16 protein-coding genes are annotated in these 17717 nt (G+C 60.7%); 11 read left to right on the forward strand and 5 right to left on the reverse strand.

Annotated features, from left to right (window positions below):
- The first annotated feature begins 128 nt into the window (after positions 1-128).
- The 5 genes from QU606_RS06275 to QU606_RS06295 are packed head-to-tail and all read left to right on the forward strand — an operon-like array spanning position 129 to position 4235.
- Positions 129-935, forward strand: a complete 807-nt coding sequence (locus tag QU606_RS06275) for an alkaline phosphatase family protein (protein WP_041160881.1) — start codon at positions 129-131, stop codon at positions 933-935.
- Positions 932-1777, forward strand: a complete 846-nt coding sequence (locus tag QU606_RS06280; RefSeq protein ID WP_024074388.1) for an ABC transporter permease subunit — start codon at positions 932-934, stop codon at positions 1775-1777. Before QU606_RS06275 ends, QU606_RS06280 begins: the two co-directional genes overlap by 4 nt.
- A complete protein-coding gene (locus tag QU606_RS06285) occupies positions 1764-2564 on the forward strand; it encodes an ABC transporter permease (protein WP_024074387.1) in 801 nt (266 codons plus the stop codon). Before QU606_RS06280 ends, QU606_RS06285 begins: the two co-directional genes overlap by 14 nt.
- Entirely contained in the window at positions 2561-3550 is a 990-nt protein-coding gene (locus tag QU606_RS06290; protein WP_024074386.1) for an ABC transporter ATP-binding protein, read from the forward strand. The genes QU606_RS06285 and QU606_RS06290 overlap by 4 nt, the downstream gene beginning before the upstream one ends.
- A 31-nt stretch (positions 3551-3581) precedes the next feature.
- Positions 3582-4235 carry an HAD family phosphatase gene (locus QU606_RS06295; protein ID WP_069075613.1) on the forward strand — a complete coding sequence of 218 codons (654 nt, stop codon included), beginning with the start codon at positions 3582-3584 and terminating at the stop codon, positions 4233-4235.
- Between the two features lie 143 nt (positions 4236-4378).
- On the opposite strand, the gene QU606_RS06300 is transcribed toward QU606_RS06295, so the two are convergent.
- Entirely contained in the window at positions 4379-5341 is a 963-nt protein-coding gene (locus QU606_RS06300) for a zinc-binding dehydrogenase (RefSeq protein WP_069075612.1), read from the reverse strand.
- A 138-nt stretch (positions 5342-5479) separates the two neighbouring features.
- Between QU606_RS06300 and QU606_RS06305 the strand changes: the two genes are divergently transcribed.
- Both QU606_RS06305 and QU606_RS06310 read left to right on the forward strand, forming a co-directional pair.
- On the forward strand, positions 5480-7561 hold the full coding sequence (locus tag QU606_RS06305; RefSeq protein ID WP_172831342.1) for a carboxy terminal-processing peptidase: 2082 nt from the start codon (positions 5480-5482) through the stop codon (positions 7559-7561).
- Between the two features lie 118 nt (positions 7562-7679).
- A complete protein-coding gene (locus tag QU606_RS06310) occupies positions 7680-9449 on the forward strand; it encodes a bifunctional diguanylate cyclase/phosphodiesterase (protein ID WP_024074382.1) in 1770 nt (589 codons plus the stop codon).
- Here QU606_RS06310 and QU606_RS06315 read toward each other — a convergent pair.
- The 4 genes from QU606_RS06315 to QU606_RS06330 form a co-directional block, all read right to left on the reverse strand.
- Complete coding sequence (locus tag QU606_RS06315; protein WP_005786715.1) at positions 9446-9817, reverse strand: hypothetical protein; 372 nt, start codon at positions 9815-9817, stop codon at positions 9446-9448. The genes QU606_RS06310 and QU606_RS06315 overlap by 4 nt on opposite strands.
- Positions 9814-10152, reverse strand: a complete 339-nt coding sequence (locus tag QU606_RS06320) for a multiprotein-bridging factor 1 family protein (protein WP_024074381.1) — start codon at positions 10150-10152, stop codon at positions 9814-9816. The genes QU606_RS06315 and QU606_RS06320 overlap by 4 nt, the downstream gene beginning before the upstream one ends.
- Before the next feature lie 108 nt (positions 10153-10260).
- The gene (locus tag QU606_RS06325; RefSeq protein ID WP_024074380.1) at positions 10261-10716 is read right to left on the reverse strand and encodes a YkvA family protein; all 456 of its coding nucleotides are present in this window, start codon (positions 10714-10716) and stop codon (positions 10261-10263) included.
- Positions 10717-11028: 312 nt separating this feature from the next.
- Positions 11029-11760: an FKBP-type peptidyl-prolyl cis-trans isomerase gene (locus tag QU606_RS06330; protein WP_024074379.1), complete on the reverse strand. Its 732-nt coding sequence runs from the start codon at positions 11758-11760 to the stop codon at positions 11029-11031.
- 258 nt (positions 11761-12018) lie between these two features.
- Between QU606_RS06330 and QU606_RS06335 the strand changes: the two genes are divergently transcribed.
- From QU606_RS06335 to kdpA, 4 genes are all read left to right on the forward strand, one after another.
- Positions 12019-13830, forward strand: coding sequence for a di-heme-cytochrome C peroxidase (locus QU606_RS06335; protein WP_304998235.1), 1812 nt, complete (start codon positions 12019-12021; stop codon positions 13828-13830).
- The gene (locus tag QU606_RS06340; RefSeq protein ID WP_024074377.1) at positions 13827-14990 is read left to right on the forward strand and encodes a catalase family protein; all 1164 of its coding nucleotides are present in this window, start codon (positions 13827-13829) and stop codon (positions 14988-14990) included. The genes QU606_RS06335 and QU606_RS06340 overlap by 4 nt, the downstream gene beginning before the upstream one ends.
- Before the next feature lie 806 nt (positions 14991-15796).
- Positions 15797-15895, forward strand: coding sequence for a K(+)-transporting ATPase subunit F (gene kdpF / locus QU606_RS06345; protein ID WP_069075609.1), 99 nt, complete (start codon positions 15797-15799; stop codon positions 15893-15895).
- A 107-nt stretch (positions 15896-16002) separates the two neighbouring features.
- Entirely contained in the window at positions 16003-17709 is a 1707-nt protein-coding gene (kdpA, locus tag QU606_RS06350) for a potassium-transporting ATPase subunit KdpA (RefSeq protein ID WP_304998236.1), read from the forward strand.
- The last annotated feature ends 8 nt before the right edge of the window (positions 17710-17717 follow it).

Genomic DNA, 17717 nt, shown 5'->3' on the forward strand with positions numbered 1-17717 from the left:
GACGGTGGATCAGCTAACCAATCCGTTGAATGACACACCGCTATCGGGGGCAAGCCCCCTCCCACACTTTTGACCTCGTTCCTCCAGGGAAATTGAGTCAAGTCTATTGCCGCGGAGCGTTCTCCCCCATGAAGCACACTGTCATCCTTGTCGTGCTCGACGGCCTCAACTTTGAGGTTGCGAGGCACGCCATGGGGCACTTGCAGGCCTATGTCGGCGCAGGGCGCGCAGCCCTCTACAAGCTGGAATGTGAACTGCCTGCCCTGTCCCGTCCGCTGTATGAATGCATCCTCACCGGCGTGCCACCGATCCAGAGCGGCATCGTGCACAACAACGTTTCACGCCTGTCCAACCAGCGCAGTATCTTTCACTACGCCACCGACGCCGGTCTCACCACGGCGGCAGCGGCCTATCACTGGGTCAGCGAGTTGTATAACCGCACGCCCTTTATCGCCGCCCGTGACCGTCATACCGACGACAAGGCGCTGGCGATCCAGCACGGGCATTTCTACTGGAATGACCATTACCCGGATTCACACCTGTTTGCCGACGCCGAGAGCCTGCGGCTCAAGCACGCGCCGCACCTCCTGGTGGTGCACCCGATGAACATCGACGACGCCGGCCACAAGCACGGCCTCGACACACCGCAGTACCGCAACAGCGCACGCGCGGCCGACATCATCCTGGCCGACTACCTGCAAGCCTGGCTCGATGCCGGTTACCAGGTGCTGGTGACCGCCGACCACGGCATGAACAACGACCGTTCCCACAATGGCCTGCTGCCGGAAGAACGCGAAGTGCCGCTGTTCGTCATCGGCGACGCCTTCAGCCTGGACGCCGGCGCCGCACCGAAACAGACCGAGCTGTGCGGCACCGTCTGCGAACTGCTGGGCGTCCCCCACGACAAACCGGTATGCCGGGAGCTGCTTAAATGAACGCTATGACCCGCGGCAAATGGCTGGCGTTGCTATGCCTGGTGCCATTCGCACTGTTTTTCATCGTGTTCGAGATTGCCCCACTGGTGTGGGTGCTGATCAACAGCCTGCAAACGGAAGAGTCCGGCTGGGGCGTGGACAACTTCACGCGCATCTTCAGTTCGAAGTTCTACCGGCAAGCGATCCAGTTCAGCCTGGAGATCAGCTTCTACTCCAGCATCTTCGGGATCATCATCGCCACCCTGGGCAGTTACTCCCTGCGCCGCGTCGATTCGCCGCTGCGTAACTTCGTCACCGCCTTCGCCAACATGACCAGCAACTTCGCCGGCGTGCCCTTGGCGTTTGCCTTCATCATCCTGCTGGGGTTCAACGGCAGCATCACCTTGATGCTCAAGCAGGCCGGGCTTATCCAGGACTTCAACCTGTACTCCAAGACCGGGTTGATCATCCTCTACACCTACTTCCAGATCCCCCTCGGCGTGCTGCTGCTCTACCCGGCGTTTGATGCGCTGCGCGAAGACTGGCGTGAATCGGCGGCGTTGCTGGGCGCAAATGGCTGGCAGTTCTGGCGGCATATCGGCTTGCCGGTATTGGCGCCGGCGCTGCTCGGCACGTTCGTGATCCTGCTGGCCAACGCCCTGGGTGCCTATGCCACCGTCTATGCCTTGACCACCGGTAACTTCAACGTGCTGCCGATCCGCATCGCGGGCCTGGTGTCCGGCGACGTGTCACTCGACCCGAACCTGGCCAGTGCCCTGGCCGTCGTGCTGGTGGCACTGATGACCGTGGTCACGGTAGTCCATCAACTGCTGCTCAAGAGGAGCTACCATGTCTCGCGCTGAAGCCGGCCCTGCCGCCCTCTACCATCGCGTAGTGGTGTACCTGTTGTTTGCGATCCTGGTGTTGCCGCTGATCGGCACCTTCGTCTATTCCATCGCCAGCAGTTGGTCGGCCACCATCCTGCCCGCCGGCTTCACGGTGAAATGGTATGTGCAGCTGTGGAGTGACCCGCGCTTCCTGATGGCCTTCGGGCAATCCTTGCTGGTATGCGTGGGTGCGCTGATCCTGTCGGTGGTGTTGATTTTGCCGTTGCTGTTTGTGGTGCACTACCACTTCCCCCGGCTCGATGCGCTGATGAATATCCTGATCCTGCTGCCCTTCGCGGTGCCGCCGGTGGTGTCGTCGGTGGGCCTGCTGCAACTGTATGGTTCCGGCCCATTCGCGATGGTGGGCACGCCGTGGATTCTGATCGGCTGCTACTTCACCGTGGCCTTGCCGTTCATGTACCGCGCGATCACCAACAACCTGCAAGCCATCAACCTGCGCGACCTGATGGACGCCTCGCAACTGCTCGGCGCCAGCACCTGGCAGGCGGCGATCCTGGTGGTGCTGCCGAACCTGCGCAAAGGCTTGATGGTCGCCCTGCTGCTGTCGTTCTCGTTCCTGTTCGGTGAGTTCGTGTTCGCCAATATCCTCGTGGGGACACGCTACGAGACCCTGCAGGTGTACCTCAACAACATGCGCAACAGCAGCGGCCACTTCACCAGTGCTGTCGTGATTTCCTATTTCTTCTTTGTGCTGGTGCTGACCTGGGCCGCCAATATCTTGAACAAGGACAAAAGCCAATGAGCTTCGTGAGCGTCCAACACCTGCAAAAAGGCTACGCCGGCACTCCGGTGTTCAGCGACATCAACTGCGAGATCGCCAAGGGCGAGTTCGTCACCCTGCTTGGCCCGTCCGGCTGCGGCAAATCCACCCTGCTGCGTTGCATCGCCGGCCTGACCTCGGTAGACAGCGGCCAGATTCTCCTCGACGGCCAGGACATCGTACCGCTGAGCCCGCAGAAGCGGCAGATCGGCATGGTGTTCCAGAGCTATGCGCTGTTCCCCAACATGACCGTGGAACAGAACGTCGCCTTCGGCCTGCGCATGCAGAAAGTCAATGCCGACGACAGCCACAAGCGCGTGCAGGAAGTACTGCAACTGGTGGAACTCAAGGACCTGGCCGGACGTTATCCGCACCAGATGTCCGGCGGCCAGTGCCAGCGCGTAGCCCTGGCCCGCTCGCTGGTCACGCGCCCGCGCCTGCTGCTGCTCGATGAGCCGCTGTCGGCACTGGATGCACGCATTCGCAAGCACCTGCGCGAACAGATCCGTCAGATCCAGCGCGAACTGGGGCTGACCACGATTTTCGTGACCCATGACCAGGAGGAAGCGCTGACCATGTCCGACCGCATCTTCCTGATGAACCAGGGCAAGATCGTGCAAAGCGGCGACGCCGAAACCCTCTACACCGCACCCGTGGACGTATTTGCCGCCGGGTTTATCGGCAACTACAACCTGCTCGATGCCGACAAGGCCAGCCAACTGCTGCAACGCCCGATCAGTGGGCGTATCGCGATTCGCCCCGAAGCCATCGAACTGAGCCGCAGCGGCGAACTCGACGCCTTGGTGCGCAGCCACAGCCTGCTGGGTAACGTGATCCGTTACCGCATCGAAGCCCGTGGCGTGGAACTGGTGGTGGACGTGCTCAACCGCTCGGCGGACGACCTGCACCCGGACGGCCAGCGCCTGGCACTTTCCATCGACCCCAGTGCGCTGTGTGAAGTAGCCTGAGCAACAACGATTGACTGAGAGAGCATGACGGATGGCATTGGTAATTTTTGATTTGGACGACACGCTGATCCACGGTGACTGCGCCACCTTGTGGAGCGAGCAGATGGGCCGCCTCGGCTGGGTCGACCCGGAGTCGTTCATGCGCAAGAACAACGAACTGATGGACGCCTACAGCCGGGGCGAGCTGGCCATGGAAGACTTCATGGACTTCAGCCTGGAGCCGATGATTGGCCGCACGCCGGAGGAAATCGAGCATCTGGTCGAACCGTGGGTCGAAGATGTGATCGAGCCGCTGATCTACAGCGACGCCACCAAAACCATCGCCCGCCACCGGGCGAACGGCGACCGAGTCCTGGTGATCTCCGCATCGGGCACCCACCTGGTCACGCCCATTGCGGCGCGTATCGGTATCGATGAGGTGCTCGGGATCGATCTGGACGTCGGCCATGGCGCGTACAGCGGCCGTACCGTCGGTGTGCTGACCTACCGCGAAGGCAAGATCACGCGTTTGCTGGATTGGTTGGAACGGGAAGGAGAAACCCTGGAAGGGGCGTACTTTTATTCGGATTCGCGCAATGATCTGCCGTTGCTGCTGAAAGTCGATCACCCGCAGGTGGTGAACCCGGATCCGGTGCTGCGCGAGCACGCCGAGAAGGCCGGCTGGCCGATCCACCACTGGGTCTGATTCGACCGAAATCCAAATGTGGGAGGGGCGGTGCGACGATTCGACTTGCTCCCGATGGCGGTGGGTCAGTGAAGAATTCTTCATCTGGCACACCGCCATCGGGAGCGAGCGCCCTCCCACATTGACCCTATTTCAATCCCGGATCAGGTCAGGCTTTCGTCAATCACCAACACCAACTTCCCGGCAATCTGGTTGGTCGCCAACTCGGCAAACGCCGCCTCGGCATCCTTGATCGGAAACGTCTTGGCCAACTGCGGGCTCAAGCGCCCTTCGGCGAACAGCGGCCACACCTGCTGACTCAGATCACTGAACAGGTCAGCCTTGAACTGATCATCACGGCTGCGCAGGGTCGAGCCCAACAACTGAATACGCTTGCCCAGCACCTGTGCCAGGTCCAGCTGCGCCTCGCGGCCCCCCATCAGGCCGATCAACACCCAGCGCCCGTCCAGGGCCAGCAGCTTGAGGTCCAACGCCGCGTAGCTGCCGCCGACCGGGTCGAGGATCACATCGAACGGCCCGAAATCGCGCAACCCTTCGATACCATCGGTGCGCACCACACCGCCCTGGGCCCCGAGGTCTTCACAGTAGGCCAGGCGCTGCGCCGAACCGACGCTGACCCAGCACGGGCTGCCAAACGCCTTGCACAGCTGGATCGCCGCCGAACCCACGCCGCTGGCGCCCGCGTGCAGCAACACTTTTTCACCGGGCTTGAGCCCTGCCAGCTGGAACAGATTGAGCCACGCCGTGCTGTACACCTCAGGCAACGCCGCCGCTTCGGCCAGCGACAGGCCTTCCGGCACGGGCAGTACATGGCGAGCATCCACCACCACTTCTTCCGCCATGCCGCCACCGGCCAGCAGCGCGCAGACCCGGTCGCCCACTTGCCAGGACGAGCCGGCCCCGACTTCGCTGATCACCCCGGAACACTCCAGGCCCAGCACATGGCTGACGCCCGGCGGCGGCGGATAGAGCCCCGCCCGCTGCAATAAATCGGCGCGATTGAGCCCCGCAGCCGCCACGCGAATGCGAACTTGGCCTACATCGCACGTAGGACTTGGCGCCTCAACCCACTCCACATGACCTTCAACGCCTTGCAATGCTTTCACAGTGCCTCCATAGTGAGTCTGGACTGAGCCCGTAGCTGTAGCGTCGGGCTTTTTGCATTATGCGACCGGCCCATATGGAACCGGCGACTTCAAAGACGGCCTAATATGCGTTATCAATTGCCCCCGCGTCGAATCAGCATGAAGCATTTGTTCCCCAGCACCGCCCTCGCTCTTTTCATTGGTCTCGGCCTCTCGTCGATGTCGACCAATACGTTCGCAGCCAATAGCTGGGACAATCTTCAGCCTGATCGCGATGAGGTGATTGCCAGCCTTAACGTCGTCGAGTTGCTCAAGCGCCATCACTACAGCAAGCCGCCGCTGGACGACGCGCGCTCGGTGATCATCTATGACAGCTACCTCAAGCTGCTGGATCCGTCGCGCAGCTACTTCCTGGCCAGCGATATCGCTGAGTTCGACAAGTGGAAGACCCAGTTCGACGACTTCCTCAAGAGCGGCGACCTGCAACCCGGCTTCACCATCTACAAGCGCTACCTGGACCGCGTCAAAGCGCGTCTGGACTTCGCCTTGGCGGAGCTGAACAAAGGCGTCGACAAGCTCGACTTCACCGAGAAGGAATCCCTTCTGGTGGATCGCAAGGACGCCCCTTGGCTGACCAGTACTGCCGCGCTCGACGACCTGTGGCGCAAACGCGTCAAGGACGAAGTGCTGCGCCTGAAGATCGCCGGCAAAGACCCCAAGGCCATCCAGGAACTGTTGACCAAGCGCTACAAGAACCAGTTGGCGCGCCTGGACCAGACCCGTGCCGAAGATATCTTCCAGGCCTACATCAATACCTTTGCGATGTCCTACGACCCGCACACCAATTATCTGTCGCCAGATAACGCGGAAAACTTCGATATCAATATGAGTCTGTCGCTGGAAGGCATCGGTGCCGTCCTGCAAAGCGACAATGACCAGGTCAAGATCGTGCGCCTGGTGCCGGCGGGTCCGGCAGACAAGACCAAGCAAGTGGCTCCGGCCGACAAGATCATCGGTGTGGCCCAGGCCGACAAAGAGATGGTCGATGTGGTCGGCTGGCGCCTGGACGAAGTGGTCAAGCTGATCCGTGGGCCGAAAGGCAGCGTGGTGCGCCTGGAAGTGATTCCACACACCAATGCGCCGAACGACCAGACCAGCAAGATCGTGTCCATCACCCGCGAAGCGGTGAAGCTCGAAGACCAGGCCGTGCAGAAGAAAGTCCTCAACCTCAAGCAGGATGGCAAGGACTACAAGCTGGGCGTGATTGAAATCCCGGCCTTCTACCTGGACTTTAAGGCCTTCCGTGCCGGCGACCCGGACTACAAGTCCACCACCCGCGACGTGAAGAAAATCCTTACCGAGCTGCAGAAGGAAAAAGTCGACGGCGTGGTCATCGACCTGCGCAACAACGGCGGCGGTTCCCTGCAGGAAGCCACCGAGCTGACCAGCCTGTTTATCGACAAGGGCCCGACCGTGTTGGTACGCAATGCTGACGGCCGTGTCGACGTGCTCGAAGACGAGAACCCGGGCGCCTTCTACAAAGGCCCGATGGCGTTGCTGGTCAACCGCCTCTCGGCCTCGGCTTCGGAGATTTTCGCTGGCGCCATGCAGGACTATCACCGCGCGTTGATCATCGGCGGCCAGACCTTCGGTAAAGGCACCGTGCAGACCATCCAGCCGCTCAACCATGGCGAGCTGAAACTGACCCTGGCCAAGTTCTACCGGGTTTCCGGGCAGAGCACCCAGCATCAGGGCGTACTGCCGGACATCGACTTCCCATCGATCATCGACACCAAGGAAATCGGCGAGAGCGCACTGCCTGAGGCCATGCCGTGGGACACCATCCGTCCCGCGATCAAGCCCGCGTCAGACCCGTTCAAACCGTTCCTGGCGCAGTTGAAGGCCGACCATGACATCCGCTCCGCCAAGGATGCCGAGTTCGTGTTTATCCGCGACAAACTGGCTTTGGCCAAGAAGTTGATGGAAGAGAAAACCGTCAGCCTCAACGAAGTGGATCGCCGCAAGCAGCACAGCGACATCGAGAATCAGCAACTGGTACTGGAAAACGTCCGCCGCAAGGCCAAGGGCGAAGAGCCACTCAAGGAGCTGAAGAAAGAAGATGAAGATGCGCTGCCGACCGAGGCGGATAAAACCAAGCCGGAAGACGACGCCTACCTGGCCGAGACAGGCCGGATCCTGCTGGACTACCTGAAAGTCAGCAAGCAGGTGGCCAAGCAGTAAATGATGGCGATTTAATGTGATCGCTCAGCAGAGTGTCATCATATAGACATCATTCTGTCGTGAAATGAAGGACCGTAGGCTTAATGCCTGCGGTCCTTTTTTTTCGATCGAGATCGCCATGACCATGACCGAACAGCTGAATGCATTGGGCTCTATCCTGGCTCAAGGCAGTTTGCACAGCCTGTTCCAACCGATCATCTGCCTGTCAGAACGGCGCATCCTCGGCTACGAAGCCCTCAGTCGTGGCCCGTCCAACAGCCCGCTGCACTCCCCTGTCGCCTTGTTCGCCGTGGCCAGCCACGCAGGGCGCCTCAGTGAACTGGAAATGGCCTGCCGCGAGAGCGCCTGCCGCCGCTTCAGCGACCAGAAGCTGCCGGGCAAGCTGTTTCTCAATATCTCGCCGGAATCCCTGATGGAAACGGCGCACCAACCAGGACGCACCCTGCAACTGCTGCGCGACTTCGGCATTCCACCGAGCCAGGTGGTGATCGAACTCACCGAGCAGACACCCACCGACGATTTCGACGTGCTGCAAACCGCCCTGCATCATTACCGTGACATGGGCTTCGCCATCGCCCTTGATGACCTGGGCGCCGGGTATTCCAGCCTGCGGCTGTGGTCGGAGTTACGCCCGGATTACGTGAAAATCGACCGGCACTTCATCGATGGTATTCATCAGGACGCGCTCAAACGTGAGTTTGTCGGCTCCATCCTGCAAATCGCCCGGGCCTCTCGCGCCCAGGTGATCGCCGAGGGCATCGAACTGCCCGAGGAACTGGCGGTGCTGACCGAGATGGGGGTCGACCTGGTCCAGGGGTACCTGCTTTGCCGCCCGCAGGAACACCCGCCGCAAGAAGCACGCCTGATGCTGCCCAAGCCCGACAACGCCAATATTGCCCTCAGCGAGGAAGCCAGCGACCTCAGCGCGCTGCTCAACGAACAACCGGCGGTGGATCAGGACACCGCCACTGCCCAAGTGCTGGAATCTTTCCGGCGCCAGGCCAACCTCAATTCGCTGGCGGTGCTGGATGGGCGTGGCCATCCGGTCGGTATCGTGCATCGGCATTCGTTGTCCGATGCGCTGCTCAAGCCGTTTGCCACCGACCTCTTCGCGCGCAAGCCGATCAGCCGCCTGATGAGCACTGATTTTCTGGCGGTGGAACTGAGCCAATCCTTGCAGCAAGTCAGCCGGCTGCTCACCAGCCGCGCCCGGCAACGCATCGAAGAGGACTTCATCATCACGCTCAACGGCGACTACCTGGGCCTGGGCCGGGTAATCGACGTGCTCAAGCTGATCACCGAACTGAAAATCCAGCAAGCGCGCTACGCCAACCCGCTGACCCTGTTGCCGGGCAATGTGCCGATCCAGCAGTGCCTGACGCGGCTGTTGCAACAGCAACGGGAGTCGGTGATTTGCTATGTGGATATCGACAGCTTCAAGCCGTTCAACGATATCTACGGCTACGGGCGAGGGGATGAGGTGTTGTTGTGCCTGGCGCAATGCCTGAACGACCGGGTCGACCCCAGCCGCGACTTCGTCGGGCATATCGGTGGCGATGACTTTTTGCTGGTGCTGGGGCCGCAGGATTGGCGCAAGCGGCTCAACCAACTGCTGGACGACTTTCACACCCAATGCCGACGTTTCTACCGCGCCGAGCACCTGGATGCAGGCTGCTTCGTGGCCCTGAACCGCCAAGGTATACGCCAGGAGTTTGCGTTGCTGTCGCTGTCCATCGGCGTGGTGCATTTATATCCACAGGCCTGTGGACAACTCGATGCCAGCCAGTTGGCCGAACTGGCATCCCAGGCCAAACACCACGCCAAGGATGTGGCCGGCTACAGCATCCATGTGATCGACAGCCTGGATTTACTGCCACAGGCGCTTTAGGCCTCGGCGGACTCCGGGTACTCGTATTCGAATACGCGCACCACTTCCGAGGCGTGCCAGGAGGCGGCGGCCACCCCATCGGATGGCCCGCTGAAACGCCCCAGGCGCTCCACACACTCAAAGAAACCGGTGCGCGGCAGGCGGCTGGCGCCCTGGCTGATCACCAGGGAGCTGCGTAACGGCTGCTCGGCCTTGGCGTCCAGCGCAGCCAGGTGTTCCAGCGCGGCGGCCAGGGTTTGCATGGCCGGCGTGGGAAATTGCAGGCGCTCCAGCAGTGCGCGGTAGGTCAGCAGATGGCGCTGGCGGCGCGCCTGGTCCAGTTCATTCAATAACCCATCCCAGTGTTGACGGCTGATACGTAAGCTCAAGACTCGTCCCTCCAACCTGCAACGCCCAGTTCCCAGGCCAGGCTGCGGCGGATCGCGGCATCCGGCTGGCGTTCACCACTTTCGATCAATCCAAGATACGAGGGGCTGATACCCACGGTACGCGCCAGGGTCTCGATGGCCAGGCCCTTGGCTTCGCGCAAGCCGCGCAGGTCAGCGAGCGGGCGCAGGTCCTGGGCGACAGCGGCTTGGGCAGTAGAAGGCGAAGGTGACGTAGGCTGTTGCTGACCGGCAGCTTTTAGCAGCGCCTGGTACTGATCCCATGGCAACACCGCATATTCGGGTTCGCCATTCCGTGAAATTATCTGAATATCCATGACCGCCCCGTAGGATAACAACACTTACTAAGTAAGCACTTTCCTTAAGCACCTTCTTAAGAGTGTAATCCTAACAGCCACAAAGGTCGCAGGGGGATAGCACTGTCGTCAGTTTTTTTGCGGGTTTTCATTGGCCAGCAAGGCCGGTGTCGCAGGCAGCCGCTCGACCACGGCGAGCTTTTCCGGGCGCTGCGCCTCACGCCAGGCACGAAAGGCGCTGAGTTCGCCTTCCAGGGTCTTCATGACCCATGCCAGCACCGCAATGTCGTCGAGCATGCCGAACATGGGGATAAAATCCGGGATCGCATCAACCGGGCTGAGGAAGTACATCAGCCCCGCCACCACCGAAACCAGCGCCTTGGGACTGATCGCACGGTACTCGCCGCGCCAGTAGGCCAGGCACAGGGACTGGAGCAGCTTGAGGTCATCCTTGAGTTTGCCCAAGCGGTTCCCCTGGCTTGAGCCCTTGGCGGCAACGGCGAACAGCAGGGTCGGCAACCGTCCACGGCCGAGCAGGCGAGCGGCCATGGGCAGGAAGCGGGTGAAATTGAAGGGTGGTTTCATTCGTCACTCCAGTTCCAGGCAACAGAAAAGGTTATCCACACAAATTGTGGATAACCTTGTGAACAGAGCCCGTTTTCCTGGCTGAAAGCCACGGTTTACAAGGCTTGCAGTCAGATCGGGCGTTTTTTGCGCACATGAAAAAAACCCAAGAATTCATTGACTTGGCGCTTGCGTGCGGATAGCCGTACTCGAACCTTATATCAGACTGTTTCACGTTGCGGACGTTCGTTTGGATTGACGGAGCCGTGAATGGGGGAACCGCAGAAACGACAACGCCCCGTCGAGACGGGGCGTTGGGTGTTCAGGCGCCGATTACTTCTTGGCGGCTGGTGCGTCAGGGGCTTCAGCCTTGGCCGGGTCCTTGATGCCCAGCAGCTCCAGGTCGAATACCAGCACGGAGTTGGCTGGAATCGCAGGGCTCGGGCTCTGGGCGCCGTAAGCCAGGTCGGACGGGATGTACAACTCGACCTTCTCGCCAACGTGCATCAGTTGCAGGCCTTCGACCCAACCTGGGATCACACCGCTGACCGGCAGGTCAATCGGGCTACCGCGATCCACGGAGCTGTCAAAGGTCGTGCCGTTGGTGAGTTTGCCGGTGTAGTGAACGGTCACCACGTCGGTAGGCTTAGGCTGAGGGCCATCGGCCTTCTTCACGATCTTGTACTGCAGACCGGAAGCGGTAGTGACGACGCCGTCTTTCTTGGCATTGTCTTCGAGGAATTTCTTGCCGGCGGCTGCCGACTCTTCGCTCATCTTGGCCATGCGTTCTTCAGCACGCTTCTGCAGTGCGGCAAACGCTTCAACCAGTTCGTCGTCTTTCAGCTTCTGTTCTTTCTTGCCAACGGCATCTTCGATGCCTTGGGCTACCGCTTTGGAGTCCAGGTCATCCATGCCTTCTTGGGCAAGGCTCTTGCCCATGTTCAGGCCGATGCCGTAGGAAGCTTTCTGCGCCGGGGTTTTCAGCTCTACGCTGGTCTGCGAATCACAACCCGCAAGTACCAGGCTAACCAGGGCCACCGCCGCCGCCAACCGATGCTGTTTCATGCTATTTCCTTGTTCATGCGCCAAAAGGGCATTTGAATAAAGTCGCGAGCTTATCAGGCGGCCACGACCAATGGCTACCGGCATGTGAGCAGGAAACTTCTGATAAGTTCACGTGTTTAAAAGCATTTTCATTCATGATGGGCCCCCGCGATGGATCGTGGGTCCGCCTACTACCAGCCTCATGGCCACTTGCCGCACTTGTGGCGTAGTGGCATAACAACGCAACCCCTCGACAAGGCCGAGACAAGGATAGCCATCTTGCGCATTTTTTCCCGTGTTTTACTGCTGATATTCGCCATTTTTGCCCTATTGCTGGCCGTGGTGATCTATTACACCGTCAATCCCAAGTTGCCGGACTACGTCCCCGTGAAGCAGGTGCACTACCAGGATCAATGGAGTGCCGCCGACCGCCAGACCTATTACTTCACGCCCCAGGGCACCCAAGTCAAGGGCCTGCATTACGACTGGTTCACTGCCCTGGAGTTGCCGTTTTCCGATCAGCGCTTTGCCACGCCCGAGTACCTGGCGCGCTTCGGTTTCCTGGTGGATCCCAAGCAAGTGCCCACCGCGCAGAACCCCGGCAACCTGCCCGTGGGTTTCGCCCGACACAAGAACGCCGACGACCCCAGCGAATACCTGGATATCACCTGTGCCGCCTGCCACACCGGCGAGCTTCACTTCAACGGCCAGGCCCTGCGTATCGACGGGGGTTCCGCGCAGCACGTGCTGCCCTCCAGCGTGCCCACCTTGCGCGGCGGCAGTTTCGGCCAGGCCCTGGTGGCCAGCCTTGCGGCAACGTATTACAACCCGTGGAAATTCGAGCGTTTCGCCCGCCACGTGCTGGGTCACGATTACGACGATCACAACAAGGAGCAACTGCGCCAGGACTTCAAACAGTCGCTGAACCGGTTCCTCAAAGTCGCCTGGAATGACACCCATCGCGGCCTCTACCCCACCGAAGAAGGCCCGGGACGCACCGACGCCTTTGGCCGCATCGCCAACGCCAGCTTCGGCGACGCCATTTCTCCGGATAATTACCGCGTCGCCAACGCACCTGTGGACTACCCGCAACTGTGGGATATCTGGACCTTCGACTGGGTGCAATGGAACGGTTCAGCCCAGCAACCCATGGCCCGCAATATCGGCGAAGCCCTCGGCGTGGGCGCGACCCTGACGTTCTTCGACGGTGCCGGCCAGCCGCTCCAGGGCGATGCGCGCTACCCGTCCAGCGTACGCGTGCGCGACCTGAACCTGATCGAAGAAACCCTGCAACGCCTCAAGCCCCCCACCTGGCCGGAAGATCTGTTCGGCGCCATCGACAAGCCCCTCGCGGCCCAAGGCCGCGCGCTGTTCACCGAGAACTGCGCCGGCTGCCATGTGCCGGCCGTCACCCAGGAACAGGGCCGCCCGGTGCAGCACCTGAAGATGCTCCCGGTGGACTACATCGGGACCGACCCGGGCACCGCCAGCAACATTGCCGACCAGCGCTATGACCTCAGCGCCCTGCAATGGGACCCTGCGGAACTGGCCGAGCTCAATGTCGAACTGCACCCCACGCCCACCGAACCACTGGACCTGAAAAAAGTCTCGGTGGCCAAGGGCCTGGCCTACGTCACCGCCTTCGTTGAGGACCACGCCTACCGCGCTGCCGGTGTGACCCCGGCCGAGCGGCCGCGCCTGGACGGTTACGGCCTGCCTATCGGCGTACGCGAGTTGCGCGCCTACAAGGCGCGGCCATTGGCCGGCGTATGGGCCACCCCACCGTTCCTGCATAACGGCTCCGTGCCGACGATCTACCAATTGCTCTCGCCCCAGGACGAACGCAGTACCACCTTCTATAAAGGCACCTTCAACTACGACCCGCGTCACCTGGGCTTTGAGACCGCAGCCTTCAAGAATGCCTTCCTGTTCGATACCAAAATCACCGGCAACCACAACAGCGGCCACGAATTCCGTGCCGGCCAACGTGGCAATGGCGTCATCGGCCGTGGCTTGTTGCCGCAGGAACGCTGGGCGCTGCTGGAATACCTGAAAGTGCTGGGCGGCCCGCTGGAGCAACAACTGCCATGATGATCCGATCTCGATACGACCAACCTTCCCTGCTTGCCCGCCTGTGGCTGCGCATCGGCGCGTTTCTCGGCAAGACCCTGCTGTGGCTGGTGGGCCTGGGCCTGCTCGGCTGGCTGGCGAGCACGGCGTGGTTTGCCTGGCAGCACAGCGGCCCGGTGTCGCCGGATGAGCAGATCCCGCCCGGTGAAGCGGCGATGACCCAAGGCATTATCCAGACCGCTGTGCGCATCGTTGACCAGCACCGCGAAGGCACGCGTTACCTGCGCGATGCCCATGCCAAGGCCCACGGTTGCGTGAAGGCCGAAGTCAGCGTGCCCGCCGACCTCGACCCGGCATTGCGCCAGGGCGTCTTCGCTGAGCCGGGCAAGACCTGGCAGGCGATGATGCGCCTGTCCAACGGCAACGCCTACCCGCAGTTCGACAGCATCCGCGATGCGCGCGGCATGGCGCTCAAGCTGCTCGATGTGCCAGGTAAGCAGCTGCTGGCGGACCAGCAGGCGCGGGCCGAACAAGACTTCGTGATGTTCAGCCACCCGAACTTTTTTGTCAGCGATGTGGCTGAATACGCGCAGAACATCGGCGCCCAGGCCGACGGCAAGAAAGTCCTGGCGTTCTTCCCCAAGGCCGACCCACGCAGTTGGCAAGTGCGCCACCTGTTTATCGCCCTGGCGACCCTGGCCCCCGCGCCGGCCAGCCCAACGCAGACCACCTACTTTTCGGTTTCGCCCTATAAGTTCGGTGCGGCCAACGCCAAGTTCCGTGTCGCGCCCGACCCGCAGAGCTGCCCGGAATACGTGCTGCCGAAACAGAACCAGGACCTGCCGAATTTCCTGCGCAGTGCCTTGAACCAGCAGTTGTCCACCGATCGCGTACCGGCGTGTTTCGTGCTGCAGATCCAGCGGCAGAACCCGCAGAAGTACATGCCGATCGAAGACACCAGCATCGAATGGAAGGAAAGCGATGCGCCCTATGAAACCGTGGCGAAGGTGAAGATCCCGCCACAGGATTTCGATACACCCGCGCTTAACCTGGCGTGCGACAACCAGTCGTTCAACCCGTGGTTTGGGGTAGAGGCGCACCGGCCCATCGGGGGGATCAATCGCTTGCGTAAAGCCGTGTATGAGGCGGTGAGTGATTATCGGCACAGCCGCAACTTGTAAGGTTGGGGGGGCAGGACTCCGTCAAGTGGTGGGAGCACGCCCCTCAAAAATAACTTATTGATTATTAAGAATTGAAACCTCCCCATTAAACGACCGGGTTGTTGTGGCGAGCGGGCTTGCCCTAATGCCGTTCAGTTAAGCGTACATCGCCTTCTGTAGGAGCGAGCTTGCTCGCGAAAAACGTCAACGATAACGCGTGTTTCCTGAGTGAACGCGGCGCCTGTGAGTTCTTCGCGAGCAAGCTCGCTCCTACAAAAAAAGCCTTAACTGAACGGCATTAGGGCAAGCCCGCTCGCCACAGGGGTAGGGGAGCCTCCCGCATTTAGATTGCATTACATCAGGCAGAGGCTGTGCTGTTCTGCTTTTTCGTAAAGAGTTCGTATAGTTTGCCCATTCGCCATAACGATTATGTCGCCTCTATTGAGCAACTAACCCCGGACACTCTACCGTCACTTCCTACCCCCCACCCCCCGTAGGAAGTCATCGTGGAAAGTTCAACTTTAGGCATGGTTGTCCTGTCAATGATTGCGCTCTTTGGCACCGCCGCGTTTTGTTTCGAACACCTCGCCACCCGTAGCGAGAAGAAAAAGAAGGCCAAATAAGCAGGCCATCAAAATCAGCAGAACCCCAGTTTTTCAAGGGATACCCGGGCGGCGGGCTATCCCTTGTTTTCGTTCGTCCGGCAAAACCTCGTCTATATACCGTCTTAATACCGGGGCCACTAATCAGTGCCCGAGCTTGATACCCCAACGCTTAACCTCCCCCGCGTCCGCCATTGCGGCTTATTCATTCAGGGGAGTTACACCGTGCTCACACTCACGTTCATCTATATCGCCAGCGGCTTCTGTGCCGTGGGGCTGTTCGCTTACTTGGGCTATGCCCTTATTCGCGCAGAAAAATTCTAGGGAGTTCGCCATGTACGACCTGATGTTTATTGGCATCTCCCTGGTGTTTTTTGTTGCGACTGCCATGGCCATTGTCGCCATGGGCAAGATTTGAACGGAGCCACGACATGTTAAGCACTGTGCTGGAATTTGCGCTGGTCCTGGGGTTGATGACGGGGCTCGCCGTATTGATGGGCAAATGGCTGACCCGGGTGTTTACCGGGACGCAGCATGCCTTGCCGGAACGCTGTACCTATCGCCTGTTGGGCATTGACCCACGGGAGAGCATGAACTGGGCTCGCTACGGTTCGGCGCTGCTGTTATCGAACGCGGCGATGATGCTGCTCGGTTATTTCATCCTGCGCCTGCAGGCGGTGATGCCGATCAACCCCTTGGGGCTGGCCGCACAAACCCCGGACCTGGCGTTCAACACCGCCGTGTCCTTTATTACCAATACCAACTGGCAGGCGTATTCGGGTGAAACCAGCCTGTCGAACTTCAGCCAGATGGCGGTCATCACCTTTCTGATGTGCGTCGGCGCCACCTCCGGCGTGGTCGCGGCAGCCGGCTTCATTCGCGGTTTGAGCCGTTCCAGTTCGGGCGATATCGGTAATTTCTGGGTCGACTTCACCCGCACGCTCTACCGCGTGATGCTGCCGCTGTGCGTGGGCATGGCGCTGGTCTATGTGTGGCAGGGCATGCCGCAAACCTTCGCCTCCCAGGCACTGGCGACAACGTTGGAAGGTGCGCAGCAGCAACTGATTGTCGGTGCGGTGGCCAGCTTTGAATCGATCAAGCATATCGGCACCAACGGTGGCGGCTTCTTCAGCATGAACGCCGCCCACCCCTTCGAAAACCCGACACCGCTGACCAACGCCCTGCACATCCTCAGCATGTTGCTGATCCCCTCCGCGCTGACCTACACCTTTGGCAGCATGCTGTTGCAGCGCCGTCAGGGCTGGGTGTTTTTCGGCACCTTCCTGGTGTTGTTCATCGGCTTCCTCGCACTGGTCTACGGCGCCGAGCAAAACGGCAACCCGCTGCTGACCCAGGCAGGTGCCAACCAGACCCTGTCGCTGGAACAAAGCGGCGGCAACATGGAAGGCAAGGAACTGCGTTTCGGTATCGCCGACAGCAGCCTGTTTATCGCCACCACCACGGCGGCCACCACCGGCTCGGTCAACACCATGCATGACTCGCTGACCCCCATGGGCGGCTTCGTGCCCCTGGCACAGATGATGCTCAACTGTGTGTTCGGCGGCGACGGCGTGGGCTTTATCAACCTGATCCAATACGCCCTGCTGACCGTGTTCCTGGTGGGCATGATGATTGGCCGCAGCCCGGAATTCCTCGGCAAGAAAATCGAAGCCCGGGAGATGAAACTGGTGATGCTCTCGGTACTCGCGCACCCCATCAGCATCCTTGGTTTCAGCGCCCTCGCCGCCCTCTGGCCCGACACCATGGCCAGCCTCAATAACCTTGGCCCGCATGGTTTCAGTGAGGTGCTGTACGCCTACACCTCAGGCACCGCCAACAACGGTTCGGCCTTTGCCGGATTGAACGCCAACACGCCGTTTTTCAACACCACCATCGGCCTGGCGATGTTGATCGGGCGCTTCTTCACCCTGCTGCCGATGCTGGCCGTGGCCGGCTCCCTGGCGATGAAAAAAACCGTGCCTGCCGGCGCCGGCACCATCCCCACCGCAACCCCGCTGTTCATGCTGCTGGTGGTGTTCGTGGTGCTGGTGGTGGGCGGCCTGACCTTTTTGCCGGCGCTCGCGCTCGGCCCGCTGGTGGAGCAACTGCAGTTGCTGTCCGGCCAGACGTACAACTGAGGACACCT

Source organism: Pseudomonas sp. OVF7 (assembly GCF_030644265.1).
GTDB lineage: Bacteria > Pseudomonadota > Gammaproteobacteria > Pseudomonadales > Pseudomonadaceae > Aquipseudomonas > Aquipseudomonas gorinensis.

Bases quoted from the DNA above. Each gene is read 5' to 3' on its own strand.
- QU606_RS06280 (WP_024074388.1), top strand. From the start codon at position 932: ATGAACGCTATGACCCGCGGCAAATGGCTGGCGTTGCTATGCCTGGTG.
- QU606_RS06310 (WP_024074382.1), top strand. From the start codon at position 7,680: ATGACCATGACCGAACAGCTGAATGCATTGGGCTCTATCCTGGCTCAA.
- QU606_RS06305 (WP_172831342.1), top strand. From the start codon at position 5,480: ATGAAGCATTTGTTCCCCAGCACCGCCCTCGCTCTTTTCATTGGTCTC.
- QU606_RS06330 (WP_024074379.1), bottom strand. From the start codon at position 11,760: ATGAAACAGCATCGGTTGGCGGCGGCGGTGGCCCTGGTTAGCCTGGTA.
- kdpA (WP_304998236.1), top strand. From the start codon at position 16,003: ATGTTAAGCACTGTGCTGGAATTTGCGCTGGTCCTGGGGTTGATGACG.
- QU606_RS06275 (WP_041160881.1), top strand. From the start codon at position 129: ATGAAGCACACTGTCATCCTTGTCGTGCTCGACGGCCTCAACTTTGAG.
- QU606_RS06295 (WP_069075613.1), top strand. From the start codon at position 3,582: ATGGCATTGGTAATTTTTGATTTGGACGACACGCTGATCCACGGTGAC.
- QU606_RS06320 (WP_024074381.1), bottom strand. From the start codon at position 10,152: ATGGATATTCAGATAATTTCACGGAATGGCGAACCCGAATATGCGGTG.
- QU606_RS06340 (WP_024074377.1), top strand. From the start codon at position 13,827: ATGATGATCCGATCTCGATACGACCAACCTTCCCTGCTTGCCCGCCTG.
- QU606_RS06290 (WP_024074386.1), top strand. From the start codon at position 2,561: ATGAGCTTCGTGAGCGTCCAACACCTGCAAAAAGGCTACGCCGGCACT.
- QU606_RS06325 (WP_024074380.1), bottom strand. From the start codon at position 10,716: ATGAAACCACCCTTCAATTTCACCCGCTTCCTGCCCATGGCCGCTCGC.
- QU606_RS06285 (WP_024074387.1), top strand. From the start codon at position 1,764: ATGTCTCGCGCTGAAGCCGGCCCTGCCGCCCTCTACCATCGCGTAGTG.